The organism is Ruegeria sp. SCP11 (assembly GCF_040329455.1).
In the GTDB taxonomy this organism is placed as follows: domain Bacteria; phylum Pseudomonadota; class Alphaproteobacteria; order Rhodobacterales; family Rhodobacteraceae; genus Ruegeria; species Ruegeria atlantica_E.
In genome coordinates this window covers 132,310-152,711 of sequence record NZ_JBDZYG010000013.1, presented here as the reverse complement: position 1 = coordinate 152,711, position 20,402 = coordinate 132,310, and the positions used below count along the sequence as shown (strand labels likewise).

At 55.0% G+C, this 20,402-nt stretch carries 18 protein-coding genes; 9 read left to right on the top strand and 9 right to left on the bottom strand.

Translation table 11 applies throughout. The features are described from left to right. Window positions 1-256, top strand: a 256-nt coding sequence (locus tag ABLN94_RS18930; protein WP_352995396.1) for a tetratricopeptide repeat protein, incomplete at its 5' end; no start/stop codon positions are given. Between the two features lie 199 nt (window positions 257-455). Here the strand turns inward: ABLN94_RS18930 and ABLN94_RS18925 are convergent. The 4 genes from ABLN94_RS18925 to ABLN94_RS18910 all read right to left on the bottom strand — a co-directional run bounded on the left by ABLN94_RS18925 (window position 456) and on the right by ABLN94_RS18910 (window position 2,688). Further along, on the bottom strand, window positions 456-719 hold the full coding sequence (locus ABLN94_RS18925; protein WP_352995393.1) for a hypothetical protein: 264 nt from the start codon (window positions 717-719) through the stop codon (window positions 456-458). Window positions 720-813: 94 nt separating this feature from the next. Next, window positions 814-1,185 carry a PD-(D/E)XK nuclease family protein gene (locus ABLN94_RS18920; protein WP_352995390.1) on the bottom strand — a complete coding sequence of 124 codons (372 nt, stop codon included), beginning with the start codon at window positions 1,183-1,185 and terminating at the stop codon, window positions 814-816. 346 nt (window positions 1,186-1,531) lie between these two features. Further along, a complete protein-coding gene (locus tag ABLN94_RS18915) occupies window positions 1,532-1,921 on the bottom strand; it encodes an ectoine synthase (protein WP_352995388.1) in 390 nt (129 codons plus the stop codon). 17 nt (window positions 1,922-1,938) lie between these two features. Continuing rightward, a complete protein-coding gene (locus tag ABLN94_RS18910; RefSeq protein WP_352995385.1) occupies window positions 1,939-2,688 on the bottom strand; it encodes an SDR family oxidoreductase in 750 nt (249 codons plus the stop codon). Window positions 2,689-2,805: 117 nt separating this feature from the next. Here ABLN94_RS18910 and ABLN94_RS18905 point away from each other — a divergent pair, with 117 nt between their 5' ends. Beyond that, window positions 2,806-3,684, top strand: coding sequence for a LysR substrate-binding domain-containing protein (locus ABLN94_RS18905; protein ID WP_352995382.1), 879 nt, complete (start codon window positions 2,806-2,808; stop codon window positions 3,682-3,684). A gap of 475 nt (window positions 3,685-4,159) precedes the next feature. On the opposite strand, the gene ABLN94_RS18900 is transcribed toward ABLN94_RS18905, so the two are convergent. Then, complete coding sequence (locus ABLN94_RS18900; RefSeq protein ID WP_352995380.1) at window positions 4,160-6,694, bottom strand: cation:proton antiporter; 2,535 nt, start codon at window positions 6,692-6,694, stop codon at window positions 4,160-4,162. Window positions 6,695-6,887: 193 nt separating this feature from the next. After that, window positions 6,888-7,523: a glutathione S-transferase gene (locus ABLN94_RS18895; protein ID WP_352995378.1), complete on the bottom strand. Its 636-nt coding sequence runs from the start codon at window positions 7,521-7,523 to the stop codon at window positions 6,888-6,890. 939 nt (window positions 7,524-8,462) lie between these two features. On the opposite strand from ABLN94_RS18895, the gene ABLN94_RS18890 reads away from it, so the two are divergent. Then, window positions 8,463-10,259 carry a GNAT family N-acetyltransferase gene (locus ABLN94_RS18890; protein ID WP_352995375.1) on the top strand — a complete coding sequence of 599 codons (1,797 nt, stop codon included), beginning with the start codon at window positions 8,463-8,465 and terminating at the stop codon, window positions 10,257-10,259. Window positions 10,260-10,480: 221 nt separating this feature from the next. Here ABLN94_RS18890 and ABLN94_RS18885 read toward each other — a convergent pair whose 3' ends face one another. Further along, entirely contained in the window at window positions 10,481-11,848 is a 1,368-nt protein-coding gene (locus ABLN94_RS18885) for a sensor histidine kinase (protein WP_352995373.1), read from the bottom strand. Then, a complete protein-coding gene (locus tag ABLN94_RS18880; RefSeq protein ID WP_352995370.1) occupies window positions 11,845-12,513 on the bottom strand; it encodes a response regulator transcription factor in 669 nt (222 codons plus the stop codon). Before ABLN94_RS18880 ends, ABLN94_RS18885 begins: the two co-directional genes overlap by 4 nt. Window positions 12,514-12,652: 139 nt before the next feature. On the opposite strand from ABLN94_RS18880, the gene ABLN94_RS18875 reads away from it, so the two are divergent. The 6 genes from ABLN94_RS18875 to ABLN94_RS18850 all read left to right on the top strand — a co-directional run bounded on the left by ABLN94_RS18875 (window position 12,653) and on the right by ABLN94_RS18850 (window position 19,267). Continuing rightward, window positions 12,653-13,741, top strand: a complete 1,089-nt coding sequence (locus ABLN94_RS18875) for a tricarboxylate transporter (RefSeq protein WP_352995367.1) — start codon at window positions 12,653-12,655, stop codon at window positions 13,739-13,741. Between the two features lie 81 nt (window positions 13,742-13,822). Then, complete coding sequence (locus tag ABLN94_RS18870) at window positions 13,823-15,853, top strand: tripartite tricarboxylate transporter permease (RefSeq protein WP_352995364.1); 2,031 nt, start codon at window positions 13,823-13,825, stop codon at window positions 15,851-15,853. Continuing rightward, window positions 15,850-16,917, top strand: a complete 1,068-nt coding sequence (locus ABLN94_RS18865; RefSeq protein ID WP_352995362.1) for an isocitrate/isopropylmalate dehydrogenase family protein — start codon at window positions 15,850-15,852, stop codon at window positions 16,915-16,917. The genes ABLN94_RS18870 and ABLN94_RS18865 overlap by 4 nt, the downstream gene beginning before the upstream one ends. After that, complete coding sequence (locus tag ABLN94_RS18860) at window positions 16,914-18,002, top strand: 4-oxalomesaconate tautomerase (RefSeq protein ID WP_352995359.1); 1,089 nt, start codon at window positions 16,914-16,916, stop codon at window positions 18,000-18,002. Before ABLN94_RS18865 ends, ABLN94_RS18860 begins: the two co-directional genes overlap by 4 nt. Window positions 18,003-18,053: 51 nt before the next feature. Further along, entirely contained in the window at window positions 18,054-18,290 is a 237-nt protein-coding gene (locus ABLN94_RS18855) for a hypothetical protein (protein WP_352995356.1), read from the top strand. Further along, entirely contained in the window at window positions 18,287-19,267 is a 981-nt protein-coding gene (locus tag ABLN94_RS18850; RefSeq protein ID WP_352995354.1) for a D-2-hydroxyacid dehydrogenase family protein, read from the top strand. The genes ABLN94_RS18855 and ABLN94_RS18850 overlap by 4 nt, the downstream gene beginning before the upstream one ends. Before the next feature lie 359 nt (window positions 19,268-19,626). On the opposite strand, the gene ABLN94_RS18845 is transcribed toward ABLN94_RS18850, so the two are convergent. Further along, window positions 19,627-20,382 carry an isochorismatase family protein gene (locus tag ABLN94_RS18845; RefSeq protein WP_352995351.1) on the bottom strand — a complete coding sequence of 252 codons (756 nt, stop codon included), beginning with the start codon at window positions 20,380-20,382 and terminating at the stop codon, window positions 19,627-19,629. Window positions 20,383-20,402: the final 20 nt, after the last annotated feature.

Here is a 20,402-nt window from a genome sequence, read left to right as displayed (position 1 = left end):
CTATGCAAACGCCGATAGGTTGCTGCACAGCAAGGATTTCACGGATATCGGTAAAGCCCTGCCGTTATACGAGGAAGCAATCTCGCTAGACCCAAACTTTGTTGCGGCAAAGCTTGGATATGCAGAAGCCAACTTTCAAATCTGGGAAGGAAGCTACAACACAATACGTTTCACGCTGGACGCACTGGATGAAGCAAAGACTATTGTCCGAGATGAGTTTCCCGAGTGCCTCTCGATTGTCAGCAACCTTCTGTAATGTCGCGTCGATGAGGACTTGGACAGGAGACATGTCATCCTCTTTGAACGCGTTGGCCAGACCGTCACGAGAAATGCGGATTGGAAGCGAAATTGAACGCTCCTTTCGATCGATCTGGAAACCCTGCTTGCTGAGCGTTTTTAGGACATCAACACTGTGGTCAATGAGGTGTTTTTGAGGAGTTGCTTTCACCAGTCTATCAAACCCGGCAACGAGCCGGACCGAACAGCCCAACAGTCCCCAAAAAATAAACTGTCCACGTGTAAACGTCCCCTACAAAATCCAACTTGAAGAAGAGATCATAACTTCTTTCACTATCGAAATCCTCGTCTGGGACGCGCCAGTCCAGGGGAGCGATCCAAAAGTCGCCCTTAAGATCTTTGCCGACCTCGCCCTGCCAGCCAGGCTGCTGGATTTTTTCTTCGAATGCCGTCCGAATGGCACCAGAAAGCGCCTTAGACATCTGATTCTGTTCGAATCGCAGCGCCTTCTCTAGAAGTTAGACATTCTCGACAATGGATCGTGAGATCATGCTTTCGTCTTCGTTCCTTTGGCCCTCAAAAATCTTCGGCGTAGCTACCGAAATGGCTAATAAGCTCGCGTGCGAGTCTGTTTTCTCCGACTGCAAGCCGTACTGCGCCAACAACGTCGCGCCAAGTGCTGATGGGAATATTGGAATGAGCCTTGAGCGGCGCCTTCGGACCGAGAAAAATGAGCCGAGGTTTCTCATGGCTATCTTTAGCGCGTTGCGCTAGGGCGCCGGTGTATCGTTCCAGTTGTTGGTCGCCAAGGACCGCATCTACCTTCACTTCACTGCCAATGAGAAACTGTTCTGTCTCCACCAGAATGTCTAGTCGATCTGAGAGATCACCCAAAGGATTGACTTCGGTGTAAACGCTGTAGTCAAGCGCAAGTTCAATTTCCCACACGCTATAGGAGGTTTCCGTACGCGCGCGAGTCCCGTACAGATCGCATTTTGCAGAAGGTGGGGCCACAACCCATTGTGATCAAAGGGGCGGAATCTTTCTACCTCTGGCACGAATGTCCGAGAATGGGCGACAACAGTTCGCTCGCTCGAAACGCAGAGATCGGCTGGAAAGTACACCTATCGTCGGTATGATTGACCCCGGTTCTTTTGCTCATGCAGCGAACGGCGGCAATGTGGGCGCGTCGGCAGAATGGCAGCACCGTTTCGAGTGACCGCTTTGGGTCGATTTTGCCCCATGTTGCACACCGCATGTATGGCCGGTTTGCACAAAGATGCCGCCGTGCTCATCAGGATGTAATTGGAGCATAGCTTCCGTCTTTGCGGTGCACTTCACGCCCGCTGAGCGGCGGATTGAATATGCAGACAAGCCTCAAATCGGCACCAGTGGCTTGTACAAAATGCCGGTCATGTTGATCCAGGGCGTAGACAGTAAATGGCTCAAGGAAATGCCAGGTTTCATCGTCAGACGCCCTGATCCGACCTTTGCCCTCGATACAATAACACGCCTCCAGATGATGGGTGTATTCAAGCTCCAGCACTGCACCTTTTTTGATGATCGTATCCGTCAGCGAAAACCCCATTCCATCAGCGGCAAGCAGTAACCTTCTGCTATTCCAACCCGGACCGGAAACGTCCCGATCTGTACCAAGAATATCTTTGAGTGCCGTAACAATCATTTTCCACCGACTCGTTATTATCGAACCGCGCGGTTCATCCCGCCGTCCGAAAGGATGCTCTGACCATTAATATACCGGGCTCCATCGCTGGCAAGAAACACGCAAGCTTGCCCAATTTCTTCGAACGTTGCTGGCCGCTGAGCAGGGATTTCCCGACGGGCCTGTTCGGACAGGTTCACGTTCTCGCAGAACCCAGGGAGCAGGTTGTTCATGCGAATGTTGTGCCGTGCATAACGATCCCCATAGAGCTTTGAGAAACTGTGCAATGCGCCACGCAACATGCTCATAGGGTAGGGCGCTCGCGGCTCGATTGTGTTCATGGACGAGATATTAACGAAAGCGCCGCCACCTTGTTCAATCAGGATGGGTGTGACGATACGAGCAATCTTCACAACGTTCAGCACGTACATGTCCAGACTCTCGTGCCAAAGCTCATCGCTGAGTTCCAAGAGCGGCCCGTCGAAATCGGGGTCGAAGCCCACCGTCTTGATGGCTTCAGGTACAGATCCGCCATGACCCATGTTGCTGACGATTGCATCAATCCGCCCATACTTGCTCATGGTGTCGTCGATCATCTCTTGAAGGTCATCGACATCCAGAACAGAGCCACGGCGGCCAATGCCCCCGAGTTCCTCCGCCAGTTCAACCGAGCGATTGGACGGAGACATAAGCGAGACCTTGTAGCCAGCCTTCGCCATTTCAATGGCGCAGCCTCGGCCAATACCTTGTCCTGTGCCTGTCATCAACGCGACTTTGGTATCGGGCATGGTATCTCCTTTCTTTAGAAATTTCTGCGTGAGATTTTTTGAGGATAAGTCAGTGTAACCCCGCTAAATTAGGCAGGCCTATCGAATTTTTGGAACATTGCTGTTAGGTTTTCTCACATGGTGGAAAACCTCAGACATCTTCGTGCCCTTCAGGCCTTTGACGAAACTGCAACCCACTCCAGCTTGACCAAGGCAGCGGATGTGCTGAACGTCACTCACGGGGCGATCAGTCGGCAAATCAAGTTGCTGGAACTGCATCTTGGCGTGACGCTTTTTCACCGCCGCCCCAATGGCGTTGAACTGACCACGGCCGGGGAACGCCTGCATCAATCAACACGCGGAGCATTTTCGGCTTTGCAGCTAGGCGTAATGGAGGTGAAGCGATTACATCACCGCCAGTCGATTACATTGTCTTTGTCCACATCGCTGGCGCTCAAATGGCTTGTTCCGTTACTGAACTCGTTTCAGAAGGAACATCCGGGTATCGCATTGTTGCTGGACACAAATGATGCCTTTGCGGATTTCGACACATCCGAGGTCGATGTAGCCTTGCGGTTTGGAAAACCGGCTTGGGAAGGGCTATATCATGAACAAATAAGACAAGAAGAATTGATTGTCGTAGCCGCCCCGTCCCTTGTTGAGAAAGTACCACTGCCTATGCGCGCGGATGACGTGGCAGACCTCCCATTATTGCACGATGCTTTCAACGTTGGATGGGAGAGCTGGGCCGCGCAAGTTGGGCTGAGTGCTGATCGGATCAACTCGCAGAGCATCAAGTACGTGGACAGTGCTGTTCTGTTGGAGGCGGCGATTGACGGACAAGGCGTGGCGTTGGCAAGACATCTTTTGGCGGAGAGGGACTTGGAACTTGGTCGGCTGATCCGCCTCGACAAAAGCCGTGTTCCATTGGATCGTGGACTATACTTCGTCTGCCGGCACGGTGATCAGGAGCGGGTTTCGGTGAGAATTTTCAAGAAATGGCTTATGTCGATTTAATCTCTGGGTTCCAATCGAAATCCCGCGAAAGCGGCCGTTGGAACACATACTACTGAAGTCAGGTTGGACGCGAATTGCATGAATTAGCTCTGCAGGATAATTCGCAGGCGCAGCGAATTCACCCTTTTTTGCGCGGCGCGTGACTTCGACCACCTGAATTTATGCGCCCACGGCGAAGGTCCGAAATGCGGGCTGCGACTGCAACGATCAAAGACTATGCCCAAGGTTGGCTCTGGGCCGAGATATATCGCAAATCGTGTGTCCGGCGGTTTCATACAGCTGCACTTCTTGACTAACGCTCCTAAAATGAGAGGTCGGAAACTGGGGTGGTTGTCCGAGATGTTGAGGGTCGTGGGGGCTGCTTCGAATGACCAAGCGCTTTGAAACGGAGCAAACAATCAACAAAAACCGAACCCGACTGGCGTCATTGAAATGACACTATAGCTGTTGCGGTTCCTTTCCAATTTTTGACCTCTCAAGAAATGGACCCTTGTTCAGAAGATCTTTCGGGCTCATTCAGGTCCAACACAGCGGGGTCGATCATGCGCATGTTTGCGCTCATCTTAACGGAATTCCGCATGGCTTCACTTCGCCGGAGCAATCGCCGGAAACGCGCTTCGTCGAGCATGAGCAGTGTCGAGGGAGCCAACGCCCGCACATTTACGCGACGGGGCCGTTTTATTAGCATGGCCAATTGCCCAAACATTTCGCCGCGACCTAACCGCGTAGTGTGTCTGCCGAACTCCACTTCGACTGCCCCAGAAGCAATGAAGAATACACTTCGGGCGAATTCATCTTTGGAAATGATCGTATCACCTGGGTTGGCATAACGGGTACGCAGCGCCCTGCTGAGTTTCCTCAGTGAAGCTCTGTCGAGATCAGAGAATAGCGGAAACTGACTGACCAGATCCCGTCCTTTAAGGGCGATGTCCAGTACCGGACGCTCTTCAGATGAAGCACGTCGTGCCGCCACTTCCTGCATCAACACCGAATAGAGCTCTTCACCCATCAGGCCGTCCTCGCGCATGACCGTGTATTCACGCTCTTCCAGTCGCAGCGCCGTCCGTCGGATGAACCGCCGCTCCAGCTTTTCGGCATAACCTGGATATTGCAGTCGCAAACCGTCAAGTGCTGTCTCAACCATCTCGGATCGACGTGCCAACAGGTCATCAAGCAATTCCGCAACCCGGCGGCCGTGGATCCGGCGTATGCGGCCACGGACAAATCCATCAAGATCTCGCAGAATCAGGCGTTGCATGAGCAATCTTTCAAACCGATCCGCTGAAATACGAGTGAGCGGGAACGAGATTCGAAGCCGGTTGTGCAAAAACACGGCGATCCGAAAAGACTTGCCGTAAACAACGGACCGATTTGACGCGCGCTGGTAGCCGATCCGACCTCCGGTCCGAGCGCCTTCAATGAGCCGATCAGCATCGGACAGAATCTTCTCACTCAGAACTGATGACATGGTGCGCTCTCGCATTCGGGCCAACACGGAATCCCGTTCTGCGCCGGCCAGCGCAATAAGGCCAAGCGTGATCCGGTCACGATCAAGGATCTGAGCGCTGTCTTCGGCGGCCTTTACAGCCTTATCGAGGCGTTCGCTAAATTGTTTGGCTTCGTTTCTGACGATATCGTGGGTCAGGTTGTAGTTTTCTGCAGTGCGGGACACGTCCTCGCGCACTGATTGCAAGGCGACCGCGACCACCTGACGTGAAAGGGCCGTATCAAGCGGAGAGAGCCTGTCGAGCCCAAGTTTTGTGATCACCGTGCGCAAGGTTGTTCCCTGAACAATCAGTGTAAACAGCGTAAAACCAGTGGCCAGGATGCCGACCAGACGCTTGGTCTCGAGCGGGATATGCGTGCTTTCGGTAACGGCCAGAGCCAGCGCCAAAGTCACGGCCCCCCGCAGCCCGCCCCACAGCATCGCAGTGCGATAAGGGCGTTCTACAGCTGGCGACAGACCGATTGCCGTGAGCAATGGCAACAACCCGAATAATACCGCCGCCCGCGCGAATGTTGCAGCAAGAACTACTACAACCAACAGGCCAAAGTCAGACGGCCGCACGCCTTCTAACAATCTCGGTATCAGCAATGCTGCTAGAATAAAGATCAGCGCTCCGGCCCAATGAGCCAGAAGGTCCCATACTTCTTGCAGATTTGTCCAAGCGACCGGTGACAATCGACCGGGGCCCGTCAGGTTGAGAGTAAGGCCTGCCGCCACAACTGCGATGACACCTGAAGCCCCGACGCTTTGTTCTGCAAGGATATAGGCGAGATACGGCAGCGCAACGGAAATTGAAATCTGCGCCATTTCCCAGCGGTCTACGAAAGCCATTAGCCAAACCGCCATACGCGCCATGAGCCAACCGGTAAGTGCACCGCCTGCGATCAACAGCGGAAACTGCCCCACGGCTTCGCTTAGTAATGGATCAGGTCTCCCGAGCATGACAAAGCTCATGAACAGCCCGAAAAGAGCAATCGCAGCTGCATCGTTAAGTAGGCTTTCGCCCTCAATAATCCGGGACAGCCTGCGCGGCGCCGAGATTGATCGAAAAATGCTGACGACCGCCGAGGGATCAGTTGTCGACACGATAGCACCGATCAACAAGCAGGCAGCCAGCGGTAGCGCACTTACCCAACTGAGCGCGTAGCCAATGGAAAGTGTCGCCACGATCACTGCCACAACGGCCATCATCAGGATGGGCATCCAGTCGTCCAGCATCCTGCGCAGGTTCATGCCGAGTGTTGCCTGAAAGAGCAACGTTGGCAGGAAAACATAGAGGAATACGTTGGACCGGATCGGCAGATCAATTATCGCTTGCGCCCCCGGATTCAGTACATCCGTCAGGTCGGTGTTGAGAAAGAATGTCGCGCCAAGCCCAATCACTACCCCCAGGACGGCGAGCATAACGCTGAAAGGCATGCGTAACCGTGCGGCCAATGGCTCCGCCACGCCGATTACAACAAAAAGAGAAGTGATGACGGTCGTAATGACGACGATATCCATCAATACGTATTACCTGAGAACTCGAAACAATGGAATCCACCCTTCTAGCCGGATCAACCACGAGGGATATATGTATGAATTTAAGCCTATCCAGACTGTCCAATTGCAGCGAATGGCAGGAATGAAGGGCCGCACTACGACGCCAGCGCGATGAGTAAACGGCTTGAAGGGGCTGTGATACGAGGTGTTAGGCTCAGCCGTTGAACCAAATCGGCTTATCGCCTTCTGACCAGGTTGCGTGCTTATTCATCACCAGCAAAAATACTTCGCTGCCCAGGAATTGATCCAGCCATGCCACTAAATTAGGCCACTCCTGTGCGTCAAACCACGCCCGGTCTATATGTGCAAACTGGCGAACAAAGGGTAGAAGCGCCAGATCGGCGAGAGTGGGGCGATCCCCGAAAAGCCAGGCCCGCCCGACTAACCGCTCGTCGAGGCTGAGCAAATAGCTCGCCGCTTTCCTGCGTTCCTCGTTGACGTCTAAATCCGGATACCGCGTGTCGTATTTTGTGTGATCCAAGGCAGCCTTGAATGGACCATCATTTGCCGCAATTAGGCCCCAACCTTCTTGAGGCATGTCCAAAAGCCGCTGCGGATCATTTTGTTGGAGCGCCCAAATCATAATTTCCAGACTTTCATCTAAAACTTTATCTGGAAGTCGCAGCGCCGGCACTGTTCCGGATGGGGATGTTTGTAAGAAGGCCTCTGGTTTGTCTCGTAAAAGAATTTCGCGCAGTTCGACTCTAACTCGTGAACTCGCCAATGCTAGGCGGGCCCTTATCGCGTATGGGCAGCGACGGAACGTCCATAAGATAGGGTACTGAGCCATACGAGGATCTATCTCCAATCTACCAGCAGGGTCAAACCTCCCGTAGTTTCCCAATTGGTACTCCTGCTCAAACGCCGTCTGGTACAGTCAGGCAGGCCGCTGCTTCACAAACATCGGCCTCACTAGCCGACGGGGTAGGGGAAACGGAGTGAGAAAATGCGGAATTGAGAATAAGTGACTAGTCTTGGGAAGCTGTAACGCGAAAGCCCCCAAGGTCTTAGAAGTCGTCTTTGAGCCGCTAAAATGACCAACCTTGCGCGATGTCGAGGGGACCGCTGTGGGTTCACTGCTTCCATTCTCTGCGATTGGCATCGATGGGCGGTAAGAGCCCTAAGCTGCCGTTGGTTGTTTTTCTCAATTCGGACAATCAAGCTACATGCCGCTGTGGAACGTGGGCTCCAGCGCGTTGCGAAACCACATAACCAGACATTAAACACAGGAAGGTGTTAAAGAGCTACCTGCCCACCTGCGTGGACAAAGTGCGGAACATTGGGCACAGGATCCTGCTGCGGTCTAAAGGCGCCTAGGCGATCCGAATTCGTTTGGAGACTGCCGAAACCTGACGCGATCTCGCCCTGTTTCATCATGTCATCGACAGCAAGCCCTCGGAGATGGAAGAACATCGTGGGTCGTGTCATATCGTCAGACGGGAACCAGAAACTACTCGCCAACAGCGATCTGATATCGCCCAGCCTTGCACCTCTGCTGCGATAGTTTCTTTGCACTTTTTTCTGTCGCGCTCAATCGGGTGCCTTCGATATCTGGACAAACTATGCGGTTGAAACGGGTACCTGAAGGTAGTTTCCCCCAAAATCTCCTTGTCGCCACTTAACAACTTGGCATTGCCTCGGGCTGAAATCCGCAAGAATAGATATTTTTGAATAAGCTGCTATACTGACTGTCAGTTGTTTTGAGTGCTTTTTGTTAGAGAGTGATGCTGTGCGAGTAGAATTGATTGAGGGGCGAACCGCAATCACTGAGTTGCGATCGCAATGGGATGCCGTCTATCAGGCAGATCCCGAGGCCAATTATTTTCTGTCATTTGAATGGCTTTTCGGAACTTCGGAAAGTGCAGGTGCCAGTAGCTTTGTTCTTGCTGTCCGGGCGCCTCATGGCGACCCAGGATATGTAGCCTTTCTTCCGATTCGGCTGGCTACCAAGCACGATTCCGAAGGGTTCTATAATGAGATTAATTTGTCCGGGAACTATGTTTCGGACTATAACGGCCTGCTCTGCAGACCTGAATCTGAAGAGACGGCCATACCCGCACTTGCTCAAAAGCTGCAAGAGATGAACTGGCGGCGCCTCCGTCTTCTCAACCTCCCGACCTCATACAAACGGCTTAACTTGTTCCTCAGGGCGTTCTCGGGTGAAAGCCTCGAGCTGAAGCACCTGAAAATGATCGAACCCGACGGCGTCAATAACGGGGTATGCCCTCATACGATGCTTCCAGGAGATTGGGACGAGTTTCTTAGTCAAAGAGTCAGTAAAAACACTCGCCAAAAAATCCGGCGCTTTCTGCGTCAGGTAGAAGCCTCGGACGCGTATCGTTTTACGCATACTACCAGCGAAACGCTTGGCCGGGATATTGAAACTCTTCTCCGGCTGTGGACCGACAAATGGGGTGAACGCAAAGGCGACCGACTGAACATCATTCTGAAAACCCAACGCAGAATGCTCAGGACAGCTTGGGCAACAAATACGTTATTCATGCCAATGCTTTGGCATGAAGACCGCCCGATTTGCGTGTTCAGCATATTGGTTGACCAGAAAGGCATGGCTTACAATTTCTATGTCGGTGCACGTGATACGACCTTCAAAGGCCCACCGCCGGGTTTGGTCCTTCACTCTTACGCCATTCGGCACGCCATTTCGCAAGGCTTCACAAAATACGATTTCCTTCGCGGCGACGAGCCTTACAAGTACTCCTTCGGATCGAAGGACGCAAAAATCCGGTCGCTGCTGCTGATCACACAAAGCGGTAAAAATCTTGGTAACAAACTTGATCGGCGTTGCCTGCGATACGTGTGGAAGCGTTCCCTAGCATTCTACAAAGCCGACGATCTGGCTGCGGCAAAGCGCGGGTTCGCGCAAATTCTGAATGCTGAGCCGAACGCCTCGCGTGTGCGCTACTTGCACGCGGTAACAGCCGCAAGACAGGGCGATAACGATACTGCCTACCGAGAGTTCGTAAAACTATTGGGGCGCCAGCCAAATTCGCTCAAGATATGGCTCAGACTGGGGCGTGCGCTCGTAGCCCGGCAAATGAACGCGGGCGAGGCAAAAAAGACCGGCGCCGGCTTGCTGAACAATTCCTTGAACGTGGCGAAACTCTTTTCCCTGTTTGGGCGCACGCTATTGAAGCTTGATCTGACCGATGACGCATTGGCTGTGGCCAAGGCTGCATTGCGCCTCGATCCCGACGACGCGGACCTGCAGGGAACCCTCGCGAGGGCGCTGCGCAGCAGGAGACCGAGAGCCACACAGCGGGACGAGCTACCGTCGCTTGAGACTTCGGACATTGACATCAAAACTGACAAGATACCGGCGTCGATTGGCGCAAAGACAAAAGTGAACACAAAGGTTATCACAACTTTGGACATCGACGCCCAGACCTATCCTACGTTCGAAGCAATGAGCCGGCAGAAAACGGAAACCGCGCTGGCGCGTGTAATGGTCACCTCCAATGCGAAGCGGTTCACGTCGCCGAAATCGCCCATTTTGCAAGGGCGATGAGCCCGTCTAACGTGCTCGAACCTTGGCGCGCCAACGAAGCCGTGGGGTACGTGACGGCAAATGATATTCTCCGACCTTTGCTGCCATACATTGCATGCTCCATCGGGAATTCAATTAACTGGTTTTGCGAAGAAAAGGGCGGTAAGCTGCCGTTTGCTGCGATCGTTAAAAAATCCCTGTTAGTAAAGGCGTGACGCATATTGTGCAGCGCAACAAAAGATCTAATGAACCACCGGAAGCTCAAGCGTAAGGCTTGCTCCCTGTACAGCACGGTTGATTGATACCTGACCTCCGTGGCGTTGCGCTACGGCGGAAACGATCGACAACCCTAACCCGCTTCCTTCGGAGGGCTCCAGTTGAGAAAACCGGCTGAAGGCCGCGTCGCTTTGGTCGGGTGAAAGGCCAACGCCGTCATCGGCCACACTCAGCCGGGCAGTGTCCCGATCCCGTTGCAGCACAACTAAAATTTTGGTCAGCTCAGTGCCACCATGTTTCATTGAATTATCCAGTAGGTTCTTTATTGCCTCTGTAAGAAATACTCGGTCACCCGCGACCATGATCGGTGAGTCTGGCATCGTGACCTCAAACTCGATACCCTTTGCGAGGATGTGAACGCCCATCTCTGCACAGGCCTCTTCCACGACCGAGCGGAAATCAATCGTTTCCATCTGATCCTGATGCGTTGGTAGCCTAAGCCGTTCCAACGACAACAATTGCTCTGCCACTGTGGCCGAGTTTTTGGCTGCCGCTACAAGCTCAACAATGCGTTTGTCTCTGTCTGAATCCGTTTGAGCATCCCGCAGCGCCTCGGCCATAGACTGGACTGCCGCAGCTGGATTGCGTAACTGATGCGCGGCTTCGGAAATAAAAACCTGGTGGGCGTTGATACTTTGTTCAACCTGCCCAAACAGCCGGTTCAGGGTCTGGACGATGCCTCGCACTTCGAACGGGACCGGCCGTTTGATCTCACCTAGATCGTCAGGAGAGCGCTGATCAATCGCATCTTGCAAATCCAACAAGGGCCGTAGACCTCGCGCGACACCAAACCAGACGACAATAGCCAGAGTTGTCAGCAAGATACCCATCAGGATCGCAGCGCGGATCGACAACTCATTGGCAAAGGCGTTACGGTCCGCGATGCGTTGCCAGGCCGTGACCGTCGCATCGCCTACCAGATTATCCAGTGTGATCCGCTCGGTCATTTTCAGCACACGCACAGGCTCATCACGATATACCGCTTCAAAGAACTGCGGTTGGTATGCGTCTTGTTTCGACGGGTTCGCGGAGGCCGGTGGATATGCATAACCGGTTACGTAGATACCACCGGGTCCGGTCACGTGATAGAATATCTCTCCGCCCGATGCATCGCGGATCAAGCTGCGCGTGGTTGGCGACAGGGCATCGCCCTCTGAAATCGCTACATCGCGCGAGATCGCCAGACCGGCGGACAATAGGCTGTCGTCAAAAAGCTCTTGCGCAGTTTGCTGGGCAACCGTGTAGCGCCAATACCCAAGCAGGATTGCAAGCAGCACTAACGGCGTCAGGATCAGAATGAAAAGCCGGAGCCGGAGAGAACCATGTCTGATCACTTCTCTACCTCAAGCAGATACCCAAGGCCACGAGCCGTCTTGATCCTGATGCCAAGGTTCTGAAGCCGCTTACGCAACCGAGACACATGAGGTTCGACGGCAGAATCCTCGACATCGGCGCCCACACCGTAGACGTAGTCGGTCAGCTGGCTTTTGGGCACAAGCCTGCCACGTCGCTCCAACAGGCATTCAAGCACGGCCATTTCCCGGCGCGGTACGTCAAGCACCTGGCCGTTTGCGCTGACCTGCCGGGTGGTGCGGTCGAATTCCAGGTTTCCGATGATCTCGCGCGCGCCGTAATCCAGTTGTTTGCGACGGGACAGCGCGCGAATGCGGGCCTCAAGCTCATCCATTTCGAAGGGTTTCACCAGATAATCGTCCGCGCCCGTATCCAGACCTGCAACTCGATCGCTGGTCTCTGTGCGTGCGGTCAGCAGGATGACCGGGGCGCTGTCGCCGCGGTTGCGCAGGGACCGCAGTATCTCGAGCCCTGTCCGTCCCGGCAGGTTGATATCCAGAACGATCAGGTCTGCGCCTTCCTGCTCCAGATACAGATCTGCGGTGTCGCCATCCGTCAGCACATCTGCGGCATGGCCCCGATCCCGCAGGCGATAGGCAATTGCGTTGGCGAGGGTCTCATTATCCTCAACGATGACGATCCGCATCGGGTCTCCTGCAAGTTTCACGCAAGGTTGGCGCTCCATGATTGCCAGATGGGAGGGGGAATCAACCCCACAGTTCTATTTGCGATCACAGTGGCGCGAGAGGCGCTTGCGTGGTTGTCTGGTCAAAAGGGAGGAACCAATGACCATTTCCAAATTCACCCGTCGCGCCGTCGTGGGGCTGATCGCCGCCGCCGGCATCGCTGCACCAGCCGCTGCCGAGGTTGATTTCTCGGGCAAGACCATCGAATGGGTCATCCCGTTCTCGGAAACGGGTGGTTCGGCCAAATGGGCCAACTTCTTTGCGCCGCTACTGTCCGAGGCTCTGCCGGGTCAGCCGACCGTGGTCGTGAAATTCATGCCGGGCGCAGGTTCGACCAAGGGCGCCAACTGGTTCCAGGAGCAAAGCCATGACGATGGCACGCTGCTGTTCGGTACTTCGGGCTCGACTCAGTTTCCTTATCTGCTGAGCGACCCGCGCGTGCGCTACGAATACAACGACTGGATTCCGGTCATGGCGTCCGGAACCGGTGGTGTGGCGTATCTGAACGCGGAGGATGGTGCCAAGTTTGATGGCTCCGCGAATGCGTTGAAAGACATCAATTTCATCTACGGTTCGCAGGGCGCAACCCGTTTGGACCTTGTGCCGCTGCTGGCATGGCAAATGCTGGGCATGAATGTTGAGCCCGTCTTCGGCATCAAAGGCCGCGGTGACGGTCGCCTAATGTTTGAGCGCGGCGAAGCCAATATCGATTATCAAACTTCGTCCGGCTACCTGAGTGGTTCGGCCCCGCTGGTTGAATCCGGTCAGGCCGTTCCAATGATGACCTGGGGGGCTCTGGATGCGGATGGCAACATCGTTCGTGACCCGACCTTCCCGGACATCCCGACATTCAAAGAAGTTTGCGAAGCAACCGATGGCTGTGAAACCAGTGGTGAAGCATGGGATGCATGGAAAGCATTCTTTGTAGCGGGTTTCCCGGTCCAGAAACTGGCCTTCCTGCCCGGTGATACACCCCGGGAGGTAGTCGACGCATACACCGCAGCGTTTCAGGCTGTGACCGAGCGCGGCGACTTTGCTGACATCTCGTCGAAGCGCGTGGGCAAGTATCCGGTGTTTGTAGGTGACGGTTCCAAGTCGGCACTGCAAACCGCGACAAACGTCGATGATAACGCCAAAGCCTATGTTCTGAACTGGCTCAAAGAAGCCTACGGCGTCGAGCTGAATTAAGCCGACCACTCACAGCGCGTGCCCACAATAACGGGCACGTGCCTTTTGATCTCTACCAAAATTGAATGAAAGGCGGCCGCTATGGAGGTTTTCGCCACCGCTCTTCCTGCGCTCAATGATGCGTGGGGTCTGATCCTGCAACCCATCGTTCTTGGGTATCTCATTCTCGGCGTCGTAATGGGGTTGGCCGTGGGTGTCTTTCCGGGGCTTGGCGGTATTGCTGGCTTGTCCCTGTTGCTGCCTTTCATGTTCGGCATGGACCCAATAATGGGTCTGGCGTTGATGATCGGGATGGTCGCCGTTGTTCCGACTTCTGACACCTTCGCGTCAGTTCTTATGGGAATCCCCGGTAGCTCTGCCTCGCAAGCGACCGTGCTGGATGGTTTCCCAATGGCGAAAAAGGGTGAGGCCGCTCGGGCGTTGTCCGCAGCCTTTGCGTCATCGCTGTTCGGCGGTTTGGTGGGTGCAACGTTCCTGACAATGTTCATTCTGGTCGCGCGGCCCATCGTTCTTGCGTTTGGCCTGCCCGAGATGTTGATGATCACAATTCTCGGGCTTTCGATGGTGGCCATTCTCGCCGGCCGCATTCCGCTGAAGGGCGTTGCCGCCGCTGGGCTGGGACTGATGGTCGGCACGATTGGTGAAGCCGACGCTGGCGGATCGCTGCGTATGGCGACCTATGACATTCCCTATCTGACTGACGGTCTGAAGCTGGTCATCGTGGGCTTGGGGATATTTGCGGTGCCAGAGATCGTCTCGCTGCTACGGCAGGACCGGTCTATTGCCAAAGGGGCCTCACTGGGGGCTGGTTGGTTTGATGGGGTCAAAGACTGGGCGGCAAACATTTGGCTGTCGGTCCGGTGCTCGATCATCGGGGTGGTCGTTGGTGTCATCCCCGGCCTTGGCGGTTCGGTTGTCGACTGGATTGCCTATGGCCATTCGGTTCAATCCACCAAAGACAAAAGCAACTTCGGCAAAGGCGAGGTGCGGGGCGTTATCGGGCCGGAAAGCTCGAACAACGCTAAAGAGGGTGGGGGGCTCGTACCAACCCTATTATTTGGCATCCCCGGTTCAGGTTCGATGGCGATCTTCATCGGCGCGGTTGCCCTGTTGGGGTCCGGCGATATCGAGGTTGGTCCGAGCATGCTCAAGGACAATCTCGACATCACTTATTCGATCGTCTGGTTGCTGGCGCTTGCTAACGTGGTGGGCACCATCCTGTGCATCGCAGCCTCTGGCGGGATCGCTAAGCTGACGACGATCCGGTTCACCTATCTGGCGCCGTTCCTGTTCATGCTGATCAGCTTTGCGGCCTTCCAGTCAGGTCAAAACTTTGAAGACCTGCTGGCGCTGTTTGTCATCGGCCTGATCGGCATCTTCCTACGCCGTTTCGACTGGTCACGCCCGGCGTTCCTGATTGGCTTCGTGCTGTCGAACCCGGTTGAGAAGTTCACCAACCAGGCCTTCCAAATTGCCTCTTTCCGGTTCCGCAAGAGCTTTGGTGAGGGGATGGAATATGTCTTCAGCCCCATCGTGATCGTTCTGATCGTGGTCACCGTGGTGTCTGTCATTCTGGGCATTCGGCAGGCCAAGATGATCATGTCCGAAGGCGAGGTCCAATCCGGCAGCAAGCGCGCGCCGCTGGTTTTCCTGCTGGTGATCATGGCCTACCTGATCGTGGCGTTGGTCAATGCCAACATGATCCCCGACTACAACATGACCGACAAGATCATCCCGCTGGTGATCGGCAGCGTTTCACTGTTCTGCTGCGTGGTCCTGTTGATCCAAATGATGCGGCGACCCGAGGGGGATGCAATCTTTGCTGACAAGGAAATTGCCGGTGAAGATGCGAGCGCTCCGCATGGGCTTTGGTCGACGCTGGCGTGGTTCGCAGGTCTTATCGCGGCCACATGGGTTGTGGGCTTCATTCTCGCCCTGATCGGATTCCTGATCGCCTTCTTCCGCATTCGCGCCGGTTCAAGTTGGCAGATGACCCTGATCCTGACAGCCTGCGGCATCGGCTTCATGTGCGTCATGGCGGGTGCTCTGAACCGGGATTTCCCACCGGGTCTGCTTCAGGACATGGTCAGCCTGCCGTGGCCGCTGAAATGAGCGATCCGCTAAAGCTGCTTTGCCTGGAAGGCGACGGTATCGGGCCAGAGATCATGGCCGCAACGCTGGCAGTTCTGCAAGCCGCCAGCCCGGCCCTGAACCGAGAGGTCAAGATCGAGCGGAGGGCGATCGGCTTTGCGGCGTTGGAGACCGAGGGGTCCACGATCCCGAAGGCCGTCGTCGAAGCCGCGAAGACCGCTGACGGGGTGATACTGGGTCCGGTTTCGCACAACAGCTATCCGCCGGTTGACCAGGGTGGGCGCAATCCTTCGGGAGTTCTGCGTAAAGAGCTGGAGCTTTTCGCCAACCGTCGCCCGGCCAGAACTTGGCCGGGGTTGGATGCGCCGTCCCGCAAGGCGTTCGACCTGGTCGTGATGCGCGAGAACCTCGAAGGGTTTTATGCAGACCGCAACATGTTCGCGGGTGGTGGAGAGTTCATGCCAGAGCCAGACGTCGCATTGGCGTTCAGAAAGGTAACGCGCTCGGCCAGCATGGATATCGCACGAGCTGGGTTTGAGCTGGCCGCGTCGCGCCCCTCCAAACATGTGACCGTCATTCATAAGGCGAACGTCATGCGCATGACGGATGGCTTGTTCCTCGACTGCACCAGAGCGGTGGCCGAGGAGTACTCGTCGGTCACTTTCGACGAAATGCTTGTGGATGCAGCAGCGGCCCATCTGGTTCGAGACCCTTCGCGGTTCGACGTCCTGATCACAACCAACATGTTTGGCGACATTCTGAGTGATCTCGCCTCGGAACTGGCCGGAGGTCTGGGGCTGGCTGGGTCCTTGAATTTCGGTGCCCACCACGCCGTGGCACAGGCGCAGCACGGTTCCGCACCGGACATCGCGGGGAAAGATATGGCCAATCCGGTCTCGCTGATTTTGTCCACTGAAATGCTGCTGCGACATCTCGGAGAAATCGCAGCAGCCGATCTGATCCGCGCATCCGTGTGCACTGCTTTGGCATTGCCTGAAACGCGTACGCGCGACCTTCACGGTGCACTTGGCACCCGTGATTTCACCGAAGTTCTCACAAACCTTGTGGAGGAGAGTGCGATATGACGCAAACCGCTATCCCGTACATTTTTATGCGAGGCGGTACCTCGCGTGGCCCCTATTTCCGCAGATCTGACCTTCCGGAGGATTTGGATGTTCTGGCCGACGTCTTAATCTCTGCCATCGGTGCAGGTCACTCGCTGAATATCGACGGGATTGGTGGCGGTGCTGCGGTCACAACCAAGGTGGCTATGCTGTCGACCAGCGACGATGAATGGGCTGACATCGACTATTTCTTCGCGCAGGTCTCAGTCGAGGAAAAGCTGGTGGACTTCAAGCCTACCTGCGGGAACATCCTGTCAGGGGTCGGACCTGCTGCAATCGAAATGGGTTTGATTAAGCCGAAAGATGATCAGACCGAAATCCGTATTCGTGCCGTTAACACTGGGGCACAAGTGGTCGCCAAAGTTCAGACACCGGGCGGTGAACTGACCTATGACGGTGACGCCGAAATTGCTGGCGTTCCAGGACGTTCAGCGCCAGTGCAATTGAGTTTCATGGGGGTCGTCGGCTCCTCTACCGGTGCCTTTCTGCCCACGGGAAATCTTCGCGACACTGTTCAGGGGATTGATCTGACCTGCATGGACGTCGCCATGCCCATGGCCATTGCATGTGCCGCCGATTTTGGCCTGACAGGCTATGAAACTGCAGAGGAATTGGATGCAAATCGAGAGTTCTTTGATCAGATGGAGGCCATTCGGATCGAAGCTGGCGAATTGATGGGAATGGGGGATGTCTCTCAGTCTGTAACGCCGAAGTTCGGGCTATTTGCCCCAGCCAAAGACGGTGGAACCATTGCCGTCCGGTACTTCATGCCATGGAAGACGCACCCAACGATGGCGGTTACAGGGGCGCAGTGCATGGCTTCGTGCGCGCTGACGCCGGGAACTGTGGCAGACGGGCTACTTGAGCGTGCGGTTGCCAGCCCGGCAGAGATCGTACTCGAGCACGCTTCAGGAAAAATTGATGTATTGGTCAATTTTTCGAACGAAGATGGGTTTTCACTGAGCGCCGCTGGCTTGGTGCGTACAGCTCGCAAGCTGGCCGATGGCCATATCTATGTGCCCCAAAGTGTGTGGGATGGGAGTTGAAAAGGCGCACTTCCGGTAGTATACTATGGTATACATATAAGGGGTATCACTATGGACGACTACTCAGAATGCCTCGACATTGCCCGACAGGAACTGAAACTGGCGCAAGCTGCGTTGAGGCGGGATTTGGCTGCGTATCCGGCGCCGATTGCTGGGTGCGACGAGCAGTTCAATCACTTGCTCGATCAACGCGAACGCGTTCGCAACGCACTGGCCGCACTTGAAGCTCCAAATTTTGTTCCAACACCAAGAAAGCTCTCACCCGGACGGAGCATTGAAAGCCGATGAAAGTTCACATTCTGGATGACTGGTTCGACACGCTGCGGGGTCTGCCTTGCTTTGCGAAGCTTGCCGAACACAACGTGACTGTCTGGACGGAACATGTTGAAGACATCGACGAATTAGCTGCCAGATTGCAGGACGCCGAGGCAATTGTCCTGTTCCGCGAACGCACCAAAGTGACGCGCGAGTTGCTTGAGAAGTTGCCTAACCTCAAACTGATCAGCCAACGCAGTGTGTATCCTCATGTGGATGTACAAGCCTGTTCGGATCAGGACGTGTTGTTGTGTTCTAACATGCACGGCGGGACACCATCTTATGCCGCCGCCGAACTGACCTGGGCACTGATCATGGCCGGAATGCGCGATTTGCCCGCGCAGATGGCTTCGGTCAAAGCGGGGCGGTGGCAAGCCGGAGTGGGCAAGACGCTGCGCGGACGTCAACTGGGGCTTTATGGTTATGGCCGTATTGCTCGGGCAATTGCGGGTTACGCCGAGGCATTTGGTATGAACGTAGTCTGGTGGTCATCAGATGAAGGCCGGGCACGCGCACTTGCGGATGACGCACCAGTTGCCACCAGTCGCGAGGCATTCTTCGCCGAAAGCGACGTCGTCTCGGTTCATGTGCGCTTGAAACCGGACACGAGTGGGATCATCACGGCGTCTGATTTTGCGCTAATGCGGCCGGGTGCACTGTTCGTGAATACCTCCCGTGCTGGGCTTATAGCGCCGGGGGCGTTGCTCGATGCGCTCGATACCGGTCGTCCCGGGAAAGCAGCGAGTGACGTGTTCGACACCGAGCCGTTGACTGACCCCAACGATCCGTTGCTGTCACATCCAAACTTGATCGCGACCCCACATATTGGCTTTGTTACTGAGGATGAGTTCGACCTGCAATTCGCTGACATCTTCGATCAAGTGAACGCCTATGCAGAGGGTGCCCCTATCAATATCGTTAACCCCGAGGTCTGGACCAAAACACCATAAGAATGTCTGCAACCAAGCCGTTAGGGATCACCCATTTGGTACACGCCAGGTGTTGGTTGACTATGGGCCCGGACCCTGTTGCCCAATCAAGCAAACGCAAAGATCTAGGAAAGGCTGGGCCGCGGTGCAGTACTTCCAATCAGTTTTAACGACGGCCATGGGCTGTTTCGAATTTTGGCTAACAGGTTCATTAGTATAATTTTTTGCTAAACAGAATTCAGCAACAGAGGGCATTCCCGATCAATTTCACCAATGCCATCGACGCTCGCTTTCGCGAAGTTGCGCAAGTGCATGCGGAAAAAGCCTAGCTTCAAGTAGATTTCATTACCAGGGGCCGAAGCCCCTGACAGATTTTGGGTTTACCAGGTTGTGTCCGGGTCGACTTTGAACAGATGTTCCATGAATACGCGCGTGACGGCCTGTAGCTTGTCGGTACGCGCATGGTCGCGTTGCAGTTCTGCCGGAACCACGTTCCATGTGATCGGTTCGACACCAGCCTCGATCATGCGGCGCATACCGTTATCGTGGCTGAGCTGGGTGATCGAGCCAACGGCGTCTTCCGGCACATAGACGTCATATCCGGCAAGTTCGGCCTCAATCGCGGGATAGGCCAGACAGACGTCTGTCCAGAGGCCACCCATAATCAGCTTTGTCCGGCCCGTTGCTTCGACCGCAGCGACAAACTCAGGTTCCTCCCAAGCGTTGACATTTGTCCGGTCGATAAAGACCGCGTTCGGCGCCAGATCGCTCAGTTCTTCGATCATCGGATCATAACCGTTCAGGCCCACGGCGACATGACTGAAAATGATCGGGATGTCATAGATCACAGCAGTCTTGATCAGGCCTGTGGTGTTGTTGATCAGCTCTTCATGGTCGATGTTCTTGACCCCTGCCAAAATCGGCGGCTGATAGTCGATGAGGATCAGCGCCGAGTTTGTTGGTGACAGAAACGGATCTTCATCAGCGGCACGGGCTGGTGTGCCCTGATAGCCTTCCGGATAGCTTGCTACACCGTCAACTGTTTTGATCATCGGGGTTTCTGCCAGTACTGGCAGTGCTGCGGCAGCGATGGTCAGGCTCAGGGCCATGGCGAACGGTTTGATGAAAGTGTTCATGAGAGTGTCTCCATTGGTGA